Here is a 13,446-nt window from a genome sequence, read left to right as displayed (position 1 = left end):
CGTCACGCGTCTTTACTCCGACACAATCGGAGGCATCGCCGTGCTGAAATGGGCCCTTATCTTCCTTGTCGTCTCGCTGATCGCAGGCTTTCTGGGCTTCTCCGGCGTGTCGGCCGCCACGGCGACGATTGCCAAGGTGCTCTTCGCCATCGCCCTCATCATCTTCCTGATTTTCCTTGTGCTTGCAGTGATGGCCGGCAGCCTCGCCTTCTGAGTGCAGATCATCCACAACCTGCGTTGCATATCGGCAACATCGGTTAAATCATGAGCACTTAAGTCATATAATTTCTTGCCGCCGGACAAATCCTGATAAAAACGGTCACATTATCGATCCGCTTCGTCAGAAAGTTCCCGCATGCACAAGCCCTCCCGCACGATGTCCCGCCTGGCGCTCGCCGGCACGTCTCTCCTCACGCTCGCCACGGTCGCCCTTGCACAGGACCAGGCGGCCACGGCAGCGGGCGGTGCGACCGTTCTCGAAGACATCGTCGTCAACGGCGGCAGCGGCGGCGTCATCACGGCGGACGGCTATGTGGGCAAAAGCAGCGCGACGGGCGCAAAGGTCGATACGCCCTTCATCCAGACGCCGCAGTCGATCTCCTCGGTCACGCAGCAGCAGCTGGAAGACCGCAACCCGCAGACCCTGCTGGAAACGCTCGCCTACACGCCGGGCACGCGCGTCGGCGGCTACGGTTTCGATCCGCGCTTCGACTCGTTCACCGTGCGCGGCTTCGACGTGACCTATACGGGCGTTTTCCGCGACAACCTGCGCCAGCCGGGCGCGGGCTCCTCGTTGTTCAAGACCGAGCCCTACGGCCTCGAAGGCGTCTCGATCCTGCGTGGCCCCTCTTCCGCACTCTACGGCGCATCCGGCGCCGGCGGCCTCTACAACCTCATCAGCAAGCGCCCGACGGAAGACGCGCTGCGCGAGATCCAGGTGCAGTATGGCAGCCACGACCGCTACCAGGGCCAGTTCGACCTCTCCGGCCCGATCAACGAGGCGGATCCGGTCTACTATCGCCTGACCGGCCTCCTGCGCAGCGCCGACACCGAGCAGGTCGGCGTTCCCGACGACCGCGCCTATATCGCGCCGGCCTTCACCTGGAAGCCGGACGAGGATACCAAGCTGACGATCCTCGGCGAATATTCCCGCACCAAGACGGGCGGCACCGCAGCCTACTATTATGACGCCGCCACCGGCAAGGTCAGCGACATCTTCGCCGGCAACCCGGCCTACAACGACTCGATCCAGAACCAGGGCCGCATCGGCTACGAGTTCGAGCACCGCCTGAACGAGGTCTTCACCTTCCGCCAGAACGCCCGCGCCTCCTGGCTGAACGTCGACGCCGACTGGGCCTTCGCCTACCAGCCGAACGCGGCCGACCCGACGCTGCTCGACAGCAGCGCCGGCACGTACGAAGAGTGGATGAACACCTACACGATCGACAACCAGCTGGAAGCCAAGTTCGACACCGGCGCACTGGAGCACACGCTGCTCACCGGCATCGACTTCACCAAGATCTACTGGAAATCGCTGAACGGCTACGGCGCAACGCCGCCGCTCGACACCAAGAACCCGACACGCGGTCGCCCAACGGACCCGATCGGCTTCCAGACGAAGAGCGTGCAGGACCAGTTCATCACCGGCCTCTACCTGCAGGACCAGATCCGCTACGACGCGCTGACCTTCACGCTCGGCGGCCGCTACGACTGGGTCTCCACCGACACCGACAACACGGACCTCGCCTCCGGCGCCCTCAGCACGATCAACCAGAGCGACCGCGCCTTCACCTGGCGCGCCGGCGTGACCTATGAGACCGAATGGGGCTTCACCCCCTATGCCAGCTACTCGACCGCCTTCTCGCCGAATGCCGGCGTGAACCTTGCCACCGGCAACCCGTTCAAGCCGACCGAGAGCGAGCAGCAGGAAGTCGGCGTGAAGTACCTGCTTCCGGACAGCAACACCCTGCTGACGGCCGCACTTTTCAACATCGACCAGACGAACGGACTTTATTATGAAGTCGTCGACCTGCCGAGCGGTCCGGCCAACATCCAGGTCCAGCGCGGCAAGCTGCGCTCGCGCGGCCTGGAACTGGAAGCCTCAACCAGCCTCGACAACGGCCTCTCGCTGATCGCCTCCTATACCTATACCCAGGCGAAGATCATCGATGGCCCGGCCGGCACCGTGAACAACGACGTCTCCTCCGTACCGCGCCACATGGCATCGCTCTGGGCGCATTACACCATGCCGGAAGACGGCGCGCTGGCCGGCCTCGGCTTCGGCGCAGGCGTTCGCTTCACCGGGGAAAGCTATGGCAACGACGCCAACAGCATAAAGAACAAGGCGCGCGCCTTCGTCGATGCGTCGATCGACTACGATTTCGCCGCCATCGACAAGGACTTCGCCGGCCTGAAGCTGCAGGTTAACGCGACGAACCTCTTCGACCGCCAGGATGCCGTCTGCTCGGCCGGCTTCTGCTACCGCGACCAGGGCCGCACGATCATCGGCAGCCTGAAATACTCCTGGTAAGCGCTTGACGGCGCTTCCCTCCCAGGACGGCGAGACCGCTTTCCGGCCCGAAGGCCTGAAGGCGGTCTTCAGCGGTGAACATGCCTGGTGCGGCGAGAAGATGATGCTCTCGTCGGATCTCGATGGCGCCATGCCGCTCTGCGCGTTCCTGGAGGGAGACGGGTTTTCCCGGACGATCGACCGCTATGCGGAGAGCCATGACAAGGCAGACCGGCGTGCCGCCGCCTCCTTCTGGTCGCTCTACTATTTCTCCGCCCTCACCATCCCCTATGTCGTGGCGCGCCGCGCGGAGCGGACCCTGCCCGTCGCCCTCGATGCGATGACCATCGCCATCGGCGAGGACGGCCTGCCCCGGGCCTTCGGCCTGCCGCATGAAGGCGACTGGAGCGAGGGAGACGATCTCGTCGACTTCGTCACGCCGCTGGTAGACTGCCACCTCTCCCGCGCGGTCGCCCTGTTCAAGGAAAAGACCGGCATTGCCCCAAAGCTCGCCTGGAACAATGCCGCCGTCTACATCGACTATGCCTTCAACGCGACGGACCATGCGCCGCCCGAAGACGGCGACCATTGGCCCTCGCGTCCCCTCTTCGATTGCCCGCTGCTGGCGAACGGCAGCCGCAACCCCTTCCACGGATGCCTGCGCCACGAGATGGAAGCAGGTGTCATCCACTGCCGTCGCAAGGTCTGCTGCCTGCGCTACATGCTGCCCGGCATTCCAGGCTGCGGCGAGCTGTGCGCCCTGCCGGAACTGAGAAAACAATGACCCAACGCCTTTCCGCCCTCATCGCCGTCGTCCTCCTGTTCCTCGCCATCCTGCCGGCCCGTGCCGAGGTGACGTATCCGCTGACGGTCAAGGACGCCTTCGACCGCGAGATCACCATTCCGGCCCAGCCCAAGGCAGTGCTGCTCGGCAGCGGCTTCGATCTCGTCGCGCTCTCGCTGATCCATCCGAACCCGGTCAGCATCCTCGCCGGCTGGTCGAGCGACATGCAGGGCGACAATCCGGAGATCTATGCACGGTTCAAGGAGAAGTTCCCTGAAATCGTCGACGTCCCGGTCATCGGCGCAAACGGAGCGCTCTCCTTCGAGACCATGCTGTCGCTGAAGGCGGACCTTGCCATCCTCGCCAACTGGCAGGCCGATACCGAACTCGGCAAACAGGCGATCGACTACCTGGAAAAGATGGGCGTGCCCGTCGTCGTCGTCGACTTCAACAGCAACGCGCTGAAGAACACCGCCGGGACCATGCGCCTGCTCGGCAAGGTGCTGAACCGCGAGGAACAGGCCAACGCCTTCGCCGACTTCTATGATGCCCGCGTCAAGCGCATCCGCGACCGGGTCGCCCAGCACCCCGAGCCGGGTCCGACCGTGCTGATGGACGCCTTCCCCAACCCGGAAAAATGCTGCTACGCCTATGGCACGGGCGGTCTCGGCGCCTTCATCGCCATCACCGGCAGCCGCAACATCGCCGAAAGCCTGCCGGCGCAGGGCGGCATCGTCAGTTCGGAATTCATCATCGCGGCCAATCCCGACGTCTACATCGCGACCGCGTCGCCGGGCGGCACCTACAGCTCGTTCTCGGTCGGTCCCGGCGTTGCCGCTGAAGAGGCGCGCGAAACGCTCGCCCGCGCCGTCAAGGCGCCGATCCTCTCCGACCTGAAGGCGGTGAAGGACGGCCGCGTGCACGGTCTGTGGAACTTCTTCAACACCGTCCCGCTCAACGTACTCGCCGCCGAGGCCTTCGCGCACTGGCTGCGCCCGGACATCTTTGCCGACATCGACCCGGATGCGACATTGAAGGAAATCAACGAACGCTTCGCCGCCGTGCCTTTCGACGGCGCCTATTGGATCAGCCTCAAGGCAAAGTGAGGGGACCGGCCTTTCGGTCCCTTCTCCCGCAGGCTATATCATGCCCAGGAGGACCTGAATGATCTGGGCATTCGCAGTCGCGGCAGCGGCCATACTCTATCTCGCACTGCGCTTCCGGCGCTTCCAAAGCTGGGTCGAACCCGTCCTCACCATCGTGGTGGCCATCGGCCTAGCAAGCGCGCTCCTCATCTGGTTCGTCGACGAACGCGCGCCCTCCGGCACCCCCGTCACCCCCAACGCAACGACACCGGTGCTTTCGGAAGAGACGGTCGTGCTTGCCGAAATGCAGGCCAGCGCCGGCCAGACGAAGACGAGCTTTCGCGTGACCGGCAGCATCGCCAACAAGGGCCCCGTGCCGATGCAGTCTTTCCGCCTCGACGTGGTTCTCTCCGACTGCCCCGGCGGCACCTGCCGCGAGGTCGGCCGCGACAGCGCGCTGATCGTGCTGCGCGTCCAGCCGGGCGAAAGCGCCGCTTTCTCGACCTTCGCCGTCTTCCCCGGCATCGATCTCAACCCCGTCACCGCCCCCGAATGGGATTTTGGCGTGCGCGACGTCAGGGCCGTGACCCGCTGACACGTTTCCAGCCGAAGCGGTATCGCTTCGGCGTGGGAGAATGCGCCAAAGTCGAGAAATCAGAACGCGGCGACGACATCGGCCGTACTGCGCACCGTCGCAAATTCATGGCGCAGCGTCGCGACATGGGCGCGGTGCACGTCGCGCGCGGCGATCGTCCCGCCTGCGCCGTCCGGCAGGTCGAAGCAGTCGCAGGCATCCTCGACGAGGATCACCCGGTAGCCCATGTTCGCTCCGACGCGCACGCTGGTCGATACGCACATATCCGTGGAAACGCCGAACAGCACGACCGTCTCCGCGCCGAGCCGGCGCAGGCGCAAGTCGAGATCCGTGCCGATGAAGGCGGCGTTGACGCTCTTCGTCACCAGCGGCTCGCCCGCCTGCGGCGCAAAGCCGGGGCGATGCGCGTTGCCCGGCGCCTCCGGGCGCAGCGTGGAGCCCGGCTCCACGCTGTCGTGGCGCACATGGATGATCGGCCGCCCGGCGGCGCGCCAGGCAGCGAGCAGCGCCAGACCGTTGTCGTCCAGCTTCTCGTTCCAGCGCCGCGGCCAGGGCGCGGCGTCGAAGGCTTGCTGCATGTCGATCGGGATCAGGACGGCGTTGTCAGGTAGGGTCGGCATCGGTTTCTCCATGAAGCGATGACCGACGAATAGTTGCTTTTCCGTCCGGTTTCGCGCAGCAAGGAGCCGGAGCGCCGGACGATCGTCCGGCCGGATGGAGGTTTTTCCGGATGAACGAACTGGACGAGAAGGACAGGCTGCTGCTCGCGGCGCTGCGCGCCGACGCGCGCCAAAGCCTCGTGGAGCTTGCGCGCCACACGGGGCTTTCCCGAAGCGCGGTGCACGAGCGCATCCGGCGGCTGGAGGCGAAGGGCGTCATCGCCGGCTATACCGTGAAGCTCGGTATCGACCGGGAACGACCGGGCGTCGAGGCGCTGATCGCCGTCGGCTTCCAGCAGGGCCGCAACTGCGACCATATCGTGCCGCATCTCACCGGCATTCCGAACGTCGTGACCTGCTGGTCGCTCGCCGGACCGACGGACCTGATGCTGCTTGTCGAATGCACTTCGAACGGCGAACTCGACACCGTGCGCCGCCAGATCGCGACGACGCCCGGCATCGCGACCGTGCAGACGCACGTCTCGCTGCGCACCCATTTCGATCGCAGAGTCTAGGCGTTTAATCCCAGCATTTAATGGACTTGCTTCAGAAGTAGATCTTGAACTTCTCCCGCACCGCCTGGTCCGTCGCAAAATCGAAGAGCGGGCCGCCGGCCTCCGAGAGAATGCGGTTCTTGCGCTCGATCGCCTTCTGCACAAGGTCCGGCCGGCCGATCTCGGCCCATTCCTTGGGGCTCGTGCGGTCGGCGACGGCGGGATAGATATATTCCGTCTGCATCAGCGACAGCGTCTGCGGATCGCCGAGATAATGGCCGGGACCTTCGAGGCAGACCGACCGCATCGTCTCCAGCGAGACGGAATCCTCCGTCACGTCGATGCCGCGCACGCAGCGCTGCACCTGGCCCAAAAGGTCGTCGCCGAGCACGAGGCTTTCAAGGCAGAAGCCGAGCAGCGAGGCATGCATGCCGACGGCCTCATAGACCATGTTGAGGCCGGAGAGACCCGCCATGACATTCGAGATCGCCTGTTCCCAGCCCGCCTGCATATCCGGCAGCTTGGAATCGGCAATGCCCGCCGCCGCGCCGCCGGGGAGCCGGTAGAACTGGTGCATCTGCGCGCAGCCGGCCGTCAGCAATGCCTGCTCGCCGGAGCCGCCGGACATGGCGCCGGTGCGCAGGTCCGAAACGAAGGGCCATGTGCCGAAGATCGCCGGGTGGCCGGGGGCCATGGCATTGACGTAGACGACGCCGGCAAGGCATTCGGCGACCGCCTGCACGATGGCGGTGGCGAGCGGAGCGGGGGCCGTCGCGCCGGCCTGCCCGGCCGAGAGCAACAGGATCGGCATGCCGGCCCGGATGCAGGCCTCCATGGTGATGCAGCTCTCTTCCGCGAATTTCATCGGCGGCACGACGAAGCAGTTGGAATTCGACACGAAGGGCCGCGCCCGCCACTTGTCCTCGCCGCCGGCCATCATGTGGATGAGATCGAAGCAGCCGGCAACATGGGAGGGATCGGAGAAGCTGGTGCCGACGTGCTTGGAAGTGCCGGCGCAGCAGCCGTAGAGCGTGTTGATGTCCATCAGGAAATTGTCCGCGACATCGCGGCAGACCATCGCCCGCTGGAAGAAATGCACGTTATCGAGATGATGGACGAGCTGGGCGGCGTTGAAGAGGTCCTTCGCGGTCGATTCGCGGTACTCGCGCTTCTCCACATCGACGATATGCACCGCCGCGCCCGCCGTGCCGTAATAGACGCGGGTGCCCGACAGTTCGAGATCGTATTTCGGATCGCGGCCGTAAAGCGTGATGTCGCGCGCCGCAAGGGCCAGCATGTCCTCCACCAGCGCGCGCGGGAAGCGCAAACGTCCGTCCTCACCGAGAATGGCGCCCGCGCCCGTCATGATCTCGATGCCGGATTTCGGCGCATTGGCGAGACCGATATTTTCGAGCGCATCCAGCGCCGCCTCGTGGATGCGGCGCACGCCCGCCTCCGTCAGCGGCTTGTACTGGCCGCCCGGCAGGCCCGGCCGCACCGGCCGGACGTTTTCCGCAAGGGGTGCCGCGCGCATCGCGACGCGCGCCGCACGCCCACCGGACCGCCGGGACAAAACTGCCTGTTCACTCATGATCCGTCTCCCCCGCACCGGCGGCCAGCATTCTGTTGATGAGGTCCCCCGACGCGGCGGCCGACAATTTTGCAAAACTGCCATCCTTGACGATGGCGTCCATCTGCTCGGCGATGGCGGCATGGGTGACGCGGGCGATCATCGAGCCGAGCGAGATGCGGCGCACGCCGATAGCGGCAAGCTGCGGCACGGTGAGCTGGCGCAGCGGCCCGGCGGCGAGCGCATTGACCGGCTTTGAGACGGACTGCACGACACGGCGCAGTTCCGCCTCGCCCGGCGGCACGGGCACGTAGACGAGATCCGCGCCGGCCGTCTCGTAAGCCTGGATGCGGCGGATGGCCTCGTCGAGATCGTAGACGCCGTTCATCACGCCATCGGCCCGGGCGCAGAGGATGAAGGGCCGGCCGAGCGACCGGGCGGCATCCGCCGCGGCGCGGATACGGTCCACGGCGAGATCGAAGGCATAGGCGGGGTTGCCGTCCACCATCTGCGTGTCTTCGATCGAGCAGCCGGAAAGCCCGACCTCTGCGGCAAGCCGGATCGTCTCGGCGACGCCCTCGGGCGCATCGGCAAAGCCGTTCTCGAAATCGCCGGAGACCGGCAGCGGCGTGGCGCGCACCAGGTCTTCCGCGTGCTTCAGCGCTTCCTCGCGCGTCACGCGGCCCATGTCGGGACGCCCGAGCGTGAAGGCGAAGCCGGCCGAGGTGGTCGCGAGCGCCACGGCGCCGGAGGCGGCCATCATGCGGGCGGAGCCCATGTCCCAGGGATTGGGGATGACGAAGCAGCCCGACTGGTGCAGATCGAAAAATCGCTGGTGACGGTCGGCAAGGTTTTTCATGCGCGCACCCTTTCGGCTTTCGGATCGTACAGGGGTTGAAGCGAGGCTTCCGCCTTCACCCTGATACCGGCGATCTCGATCTCGTAGTTCGAGGCGAGCACATCCGCCTCGCTCTCGCCGGCTGAAGGCACATAGCCCATGCCGATCGCGCCGCCGAGGAAGTGGCCGTAATTGCCCGAGGTGATGGTCGAAACGATCTTGCCGTCACGCACCAGCGCTTCGTTGTGGAAGAGCACAGGCTCGGGATCGGTCAGCCTGAACTGCACCATGCGGCGCTTAAGGCCGGACTCCTGCCTGCGCAGCACCGCGTCGCGGCCGATGAAATCACCCTTCTTCGTGCGCACCGCAAAGCCGAGGCCGGCCTCGAGCACATGGTCCTCGTCTGTGATATCATGGCCGAAATGCCGGAACGCCTTTTCGATGCGGCAACTGTCGAGCGTATGCAGCCCGCACAGTTTCAGCCCGACATCCGCCCCCACCGCCTCCAGCGCCTCGAAGACGTGGGCGGTCTGGTCGGTGGAGACGTAGAGCTCCCAGCCGAGTTCGCCGACATAGGTGACGCGATGCGCGCGGGCGAGGCCCATGCCGATCTCGATCTCCCGCGCCGTGGCGAAGGGATGCGCCGCATTGGAAAAGTCGTTCGGGCTGACCTTCCGCATGAGATCGCGCGCCTTCGGCCCCATGACGCAGAGCACGCTTTCGGCCGCCGTCACATCGGTGATGACGACGAACTCGTCCTTCAAGTGCTTGCGAAGCCAGGCGAGATCGCGCTGCAACGTCGCGCCGGGCACGACGAGGAAGAACGCCGTCTCCGAAAGGCGCGTCACCGTCAGGTCGCTCTCGATGCCGCCGCGTTCGTTGAGCATCTGCGTATAGACGATCCTGCCGGGGGCGACGTCCATCTGGTTGGCGCAGAGCTTTTGCAGGAAGGCCAGCGCATCGCGGCCCTCGACGCGGATTTTTCCAAAAGAGGTCATGTCGAAGAGGCCGACGCCGTTGCGCACGGCAAGGTGCTCGTCCTTCTGGTTCTCGAACCAGTTCTGCCGCTTCCATGAATAGCGGTATTCCCGCTCCTGCCCTTCCTTCGCGAACCAGTTGGCGCGCTCCCAACCGGCCACTTCGCCAAACACCGCGCCCCGCGCCTTCAGGTGCTCATGCAGCGGCGAGCGCCGCACGCCGCGGGCCGTCGCCATCTGGCGATAGGGGAAATGGTCGGCATAGAGCAGGCCGAGCGTTTCGGAGACGCGATCCTTCAGATAGGCCCGATTGCGCTGGAAGGGCTGGGCGCGGCGAATATCCACCTCCCAGAGATCGAAAGGCGCTTCGCCGTCGTTCATCCACTGGGCAAGCGCCATGCCCGCCCCGCCGGAGGAGACGATGCCGATGGAATTGTAGCCGGCGGCGACCCAGTAGCCCTTCAGTTGCGTGGCTTCGCCGAGATAGTAGCGGTCGTCGGGCGTAAAGCTTTCCGGGCCGTTGAAGAAGGTGTGGATGCCGGCCGTCTCCAGCATCGGCATACGGTTGATGGCGTTTTCGAGGATCGGCTGGAAGTGGTCGAAATCCTCCGGAAGCTGGTCGAAGCAAAAATCTTCCGAGATGCCGTCCATGCCCCACGGCTTGGCCTTCAGCTCGAAGGCCCCGATCAGCATCTTGCCGGCGTCTTCCTTGTAGTAGGTGCATTCATCCGGCACGCGCAGCACGGGGAGCCGTTGCAGGTTCGGGATCGGCTCGGTCACGATGTAGAAATGCTCGCAGGCATGCAGCGGCAACGTCACGCCCGACATATCGGCGAGCGTGCGCCCCCACATGCCGGCGGCGTTGACGACGTTTTCCGTTTCGATGGTGAAGGTTTCGCCGTTCTGCTCGCAGGTGATGCCCGTCACGCGTCCATCCCTGGTGAGGACGGAGGTGACTTTTACGCCCTCGATCACCGTCGCGCCGTTCTGCCGCGCGCCCTTCGCCAGGGCCATCGCGATGTTCGCCGGGTCGCACTGGCCATCGAGCGGCAGGTGCACGGCGGCCTTCACATCCGCCGTGTTGAGGTGCGGATACATCGCCTTCACCTCGTCGACGGTGATTTCGCGCACGTCGATATCGAAGGCGCGGGCGAGCGAGGCCTGGCGGTAAATCTCTTCCTTGCGCTCCTCCGTCAGCGCCACCGTCATCGAGCCGCACTGGCGCATGCCGGTGCCGATGCCCGTCTCGGCTTCAAGCTTGACGTAAAGGTCGGCGGAATACTTTGCGAGGCGCGTCATGTTCTGCGAGGCGCGGAGCTGGCCGATCAGGCCCGCGGCATGCCATGTGGTGCCGCACGTGAGCTGCTTGCGCTCCAGCAGCACCACATCTGTCCAGCCGAGTTTTGCGAGGTGATAGGCGACCGAGCAGCCGGAAACGCCGCCGCCGATGATGACGGCTCTCGCCTTCTGAGGAATGGGTTTGCTCATGCGCGCAGTCTTTCATTGTTGGGGTCGAAGAGCGGCCCGTCCGGCTGAACAACCGCCTTGAAACGCTCGCCGTAGATTTCCACCTCGATTTCCGTGCCGGGTGTCGCGAGATCGGCCTTCAGCATGCCGAGCGCGATCGATTTGCCGGTGCGATAGCCCCAGTTGCCGGAGGTCGTCTCGCCGACGACCTTGCCGTCGTGCCAGAGCGTCGACATGTAGGGCGCATCGCAGTCGCCGGCGTCCACGGTCAGCGTCACGAAACGTTTCGTCACGCCCTCAAGCTTCTCGCGCTCCAGCGCGGCCTTGCCCTTGAAGGCCGGCTTCGTCCAGTCGACGAAGCGCTCGAGGCCGCCTTGCAGGATGGTGTAGTCGGTCGAAAGATCGCCCTTCCACGCGCGATAGCCCTTTTCGATGCGCAGGCTGTCGAGCGCCTCCATGCCGAAGGGTTTTAGCCCATGCTTCTGCCCCGCCGCCCAGACGGCGTCGAAGATGACGGCGGTATCCTCGACCTTGGTGTGGATTTCCCAGCCGAGTTCGCCGGCGAAGGAGACGCGCACGAGCTGGCACCAGCGGCCGGCGATCTCCACCGGCTGGTGGGTGAGCCACGGCATGGTGAGGTCCGCCTTGCAGACATCGGCGAGGATGGCGCGGGAGTTCGGGCCGGAGAGAATCTGGCACGAGAAGTTTTCCGTGACGTCATCCAGCGTGAAGACCGGATTCTTTGGCAGGTGCTTTTGCAGCCACTCGAAATCGTGCCACTGCGCGGTCGCGGCGGTGATGAGGAAGAAAAAGTCCTCCGCCAGCATCATGACCGACATTTCCGTGACGATGCGGCCCTTGTCGTCGGAGAAATAGGCAAGGCCGATACGGCCGGGTTTCGGCACGCGGCCGGTGATGAGCGATGTGAGCCACGCCGTCGCGCCCTCGCCCTTCACGCGGAAGCGCGAGAAGCCGGGAAGGTCGAGGATGCCGGCGGCCTCGGTGACGGCGCGGCATTCCGCCTCGATGCGCGCCCGCCACGGCCCTTCGCGGTTCCAGGTCTGGGTCGAGGCTTCCGATGTGTCGTCACCGTCCCCGGCATACCAGTTGGCGCGCTCCCAGCCGTTGTAGGGCTTGAACTGCGCGCCGAGCGCCGCGATACGGTCGTGGATCGGCGAGAGCTTTTGGTTCCGCCCCGCCGGCCAGGCGTGTTTGGGGAAGTGCATGGCATATTCGTGGCCGTAAATTTCCATGCCCTTGGCGACGCAATAGTCCTTGTCGGCGGCAAAAGCGGTGTAGCGGCGCGGATCGCAGGACCACATGTCCCACTCCGTCTCGCCTTCCGTCACCCATTCGGCAAGAACCTTGCCGGCGCCGCCAGCCTGGCAGATGCCGAAGGTGAAGACGCAGGCCTCAAAGGCGTTCGGCACGCCGGGCATCGGGCCGAGCAGCGGGTTGCCATCCGGCGCGTAAGGGATCGGACCGTTGATCATGCGCGACAGGCCGGCGGTGCCGAGGATCGGCACGCGCTCGACGGCGTCGTTGAGATACCATTCGAGGCGGTCGAGATCGTCCGGAAAGAGCTGGAAGGAAAAATCGTCCGGCATCGGATCGTCAGGCGTCACCCAATGCGCCTTGCAATTGCGCTCGTAGGGGCCGAGGTTCATGCCGGTCTTTTCCTGACGCAGATAATAGGAACTGTCGACGTCGCGCAGCAGCGGCAGCTTGTGCCCGGCTTCGCGCGACCATGCGGCCAGTTCCGGGATTTCCTCGAACAGCATGTATTGATGGCTCATCACCATCATCGGCACATCGCGGCCGAACCATTTTCCGACTTCGCGGGCATAGTAACCGGCGGCGTTGACGACCTTCTCGCAGCGGATCTCGCCCTGCGGCGTCGAGATCACCCATTCGTCGCCCTCGCGGCGCGCGCCGGTCGCCGGACAGAAGCGGAAGATTTTTGCGCCCATGTCGCGCGCGCCTTTTGCCAAGGCCTGCGTCAACTGCGCGGGATCGATGTCGCCGTCATAGGGGTCGTAGAGCGCACCGGAAAGCTCGTGCGTTTCGAGGAAGGGATATTTCGAGCGCATCTCGTCGGGCGAGAGGATGTCGAGGTCCATGCCCTGGTAGCGCCCCATGCCGACGACGCGCTTGAACTCTTGCAAGCGCTCCTTCGAATGGCCGAGACGGATCGAGCCCGTCACATGGTAGTTCATGGGGTAATCGACCAGCGCGCCCAGCTCGCGGTAGAGCGAGGCGGAATAGCGCTGCATGTTCATGATCGACCAGGAGGAGGAAAAGGTCGGCACGTTGCCGGCGGCGTGCCAGGTGGAGCCGGCGGTCAGCTCGTTCTTTTCGAGCAGCACGCAATCCGTCCACCCGGCCTTCGCCAGGTGGTAAAGCGCCGACGCCCCGACGGCGCCTCCGCCGATGATGACGACCCGGGCATGGCTTGGCAGTGCGGACAT

At 65.1% G+C, this 13,446-nt stretch carries 11 protein-coding genes; 6 read left to right on the top strand and 5 right to left on the bottom strand.

From position 1 onward, the window contains the following. Positions 1-40 precede the first annotated feature (40 nt). The 5 genes from EXZ48_RS08025 to EXZ48_RS08005 all read left to right on the top strand — a co-directional run bounded on the left by EXZ48_RS08025 (position 41) and on the right by EXZ48_RS08005 (position 4,973). Complete coding sequence (locus EXZ48_RS08025) at positions 41-214, top strand: DUF1328 domain-containing protein (RefSeq protein ID WP_023515812.1); 174 nt, start codon at positions 41-43, stop codon at positions 212-214. 141 nt (positions 215-355) lie between these two features. Then, a complete protein-coding gene (locus EXZ48_RS08020; RefSeq protein WP_130515242.1) occupies positions 356-2,530 on the top strand; it encodes a TonB-dependent siderophore receptor in 2,175 nt (724 codons plus the stop codon). Positions 2,531-2,630: 100 nt separating this feature from the next. Beyond that, positions 2,631-3,293: a siderophore-iron reductase FhuF gene (gene fhuF / locus EXZ48_RS08015; protein WP_081870585.1), complete on the top strand. Its 663-nt coding sequence runs from the start codon at positions 2,631-2,633 to the stop codon at positions 3,291-3,293. Beyond that, positions 3,290-4,399, top strand: a complete 1,110-nt coding sequence (locus tag EXZ48_RS08010) for an ABC transporter substrate-binding protein (protein ID WP_023512357.1) — start codon at positions 3,290-3,292, stop codon at positions 4,397-4,399. Before fhuF ends, EXZ48_RS08010 begins: the two co-directional genes overlap by 4 nt. Positions 4,400-4,457: 58 nt before the next feature. Next, positions 4,458-4,973, top strand: coding sequence for a hypothetical protein (locus tag EXZ48_RS08005; RefSeq protein WP_130515240.1), 516 nt, complete (start codon positions 4,458-4,460; stop codon positions 4,971-4,973). 59 nt (positions 4,974-5,032) lie between these two features. Here EXZ48_RS08005 and EXZ48_RS08000 read toward each other — a convergent pair whose 3' ends face one another. Beyond that, the gene (locus EXZ48_RS08000) at positions 5,033-5,593 is read right to left on the bottom strand and encodes an isochorismatase family protein (RefSeq protein ID WP_130515238.1); all 561 of its coding nucleotides are present in this window, start codon (positions 5,591-5,593) and stop codon (positions 5,033-5,035) included. 110 nt (positions 5,594-5,703) lie between these two features. On the opposite strand from EXZ48_RS08000, the gene EXZ48_RS07995 reads away from it, so the two are divergent. Beyond that, positions 5,704-6,147, top strand: a complete 444-nt coding sequence (locus EXZ48_RS07995; RefSeq protein ID WP_130515236.1) for an Lrp/AsnC family transcriptional regulator — start codon at positions 5,704-5,706, stop codon at positions 6,145-6,147. Between the two features lie 31 nt (positions 6,148-6,178). Here EXZ48_RS07995 and EXZ48_RS07990 read toward each other — a convergent pair whose 3' ends face one another. From EXZ48_RS07990 to EXZ48_RS07975, 4 genes are read right to left on the bottom strand one after another with little or no spacing between them, the layout of a single operon-like run. Further along, positions 6,179-7,717, bottom strand: coding sequence for a trimethylamine methyltransferase family protein (locus tag EXZ48_RS07990; RefSeq protein WP_023512353.1), 1,539 nt, complete (start codon positions 7,715-7,717; stop codon positions 6,179-6,181). Continuing rightward, positions 7,710-8,555 carry an oxaloacetate decarboxylase gene (locus EXZ48_RS07985; protein ID WP_130515234.1) on the bottom strand — a complete coding sequence of 282 codons (846 nt, stop codon included), beginning with the start codon at positions 8,553-8,555 and terminating at the stop codon, positions 7,710-7,712. The genes EXZ48_RS07990 and EXZ48_RS07985 overlap by 8 nt, the downstream gene beginning before the upstream one ends. Then, positions 8,552-10,999, bottom strand: coding sequence for an FAD-dependent oxidoreductase (locus tag EXZ48_RS07980; RefSeq protein ID WP_130515232.1), 2,448 nt, complete (start codon positions 10,997-10,999; stop codon positions 8,552-8,554). The genes EXZ48_RS07985 and EXZ48_RS07980 overlap by 4 nt, the downstream gene beginning before the upstream one ends. Further along, positions 10,996-13,446, bottom strand: a complete 2,451-nt coding sequence (locus EXZ48_RS07975; RefSeq protein ID WP_130515230.1) for an FAD-dependent oxidoreductase — start codon at positions 13,444-13,446, stop codon at positions 10,996-10,998. Before EXZ48_RS07975 ends, EXZ48_RS07980 begins: the two co-directional genes overlap by 4 nt.

The sequence above is a fragment of the Shinella sp. JR1-6 genome, from assembly GCF_004284735.1.
Taxonomy (GTDB): domain Bacteria; phylum Pseudomonadota; class Alphaproteobacteria; order Rhizobiales; family Rhizobiaceae; genus Shinella.
This window is presented reverse-complemented; position numbering and strand designations above follow the sequence as displayed.

Excerpts from the sequence above, each read along its gene's own strand:
- EXZ48_RS07975 (WP_130515230.1), bottom strand. The coding sequence starts at position 13,446 with ATGTCCGCACTGCCAAGCCATGCCCGGGTCGTCATCATCGGCGGAGGC.
- EXZ48_RS07995 (WP_130515236.1), top strand. The coding sequence starts at position 5,704 with ATGAACGAACTGGACGAGAAGGACAGGCTGCTGCTCGCGGCGCTGCGC.
- EXZ48_RS08005 (WP_130515240.1), top strand. The coding sequence starts at position 4,458 with ATGATCTGGGCATTCGCAGTCGCGGCAGCGGCCATACTCTATCTCGCA.
- fhuF (WP_081870585.1), top strand. The coding sequence starts at position 2,631 with ATGATGCTCTCGTCGGATCTCGATGGCGCCATGCCGCTCTGCGCGTTC.
- EXZ48_RS08020 (WP_130515242.1), top strand. The coding sequence starts at position 356 with ATGCACAAGCCCTCCCGCACGATGTCCCGCCTGGCGCTCGCCGGCACG.
- EXZ48_RS07985 (WP_130515234.1), bottom strand. The coding sequence starts at position 8,555 with ATGAAAAACCTTGCCGACCGTCACCAGCGATTTTTCGATCTGCACCAG.
- EXZ48_RS07990 (WP_023512353.1), bottom strand. The coding sequence starts at position 7,717 with ATGAGTGAACAGGCAGTTTTGTCCCGGCGGTCCGGTGGGCGTGCGGCG.
- EXZ48_RS08000 (WP_130515238.1), bottom strand. The coding sequence starts at position 5,593 with ATGCCGACCCTACCTGACAACGCCGTCCTGATCCCGATCGACATGCAG.
- EXZ48_RS08010 (WP_023512357.1), top strand. The coding sequence starts at position 3,290 with ATGACCCAACGCCTTTCCGCCCTCATCGCCGTCGTCCTCCTGTTCCTC.
- EXZ48_RS07980 (WP_130515232.1), bottom strand. The coding sequence starts at position 10,999 with ATGAGCAAACCCATTCCTCAGAAGGCGAGAGCCGTCATCATCGGCGGC.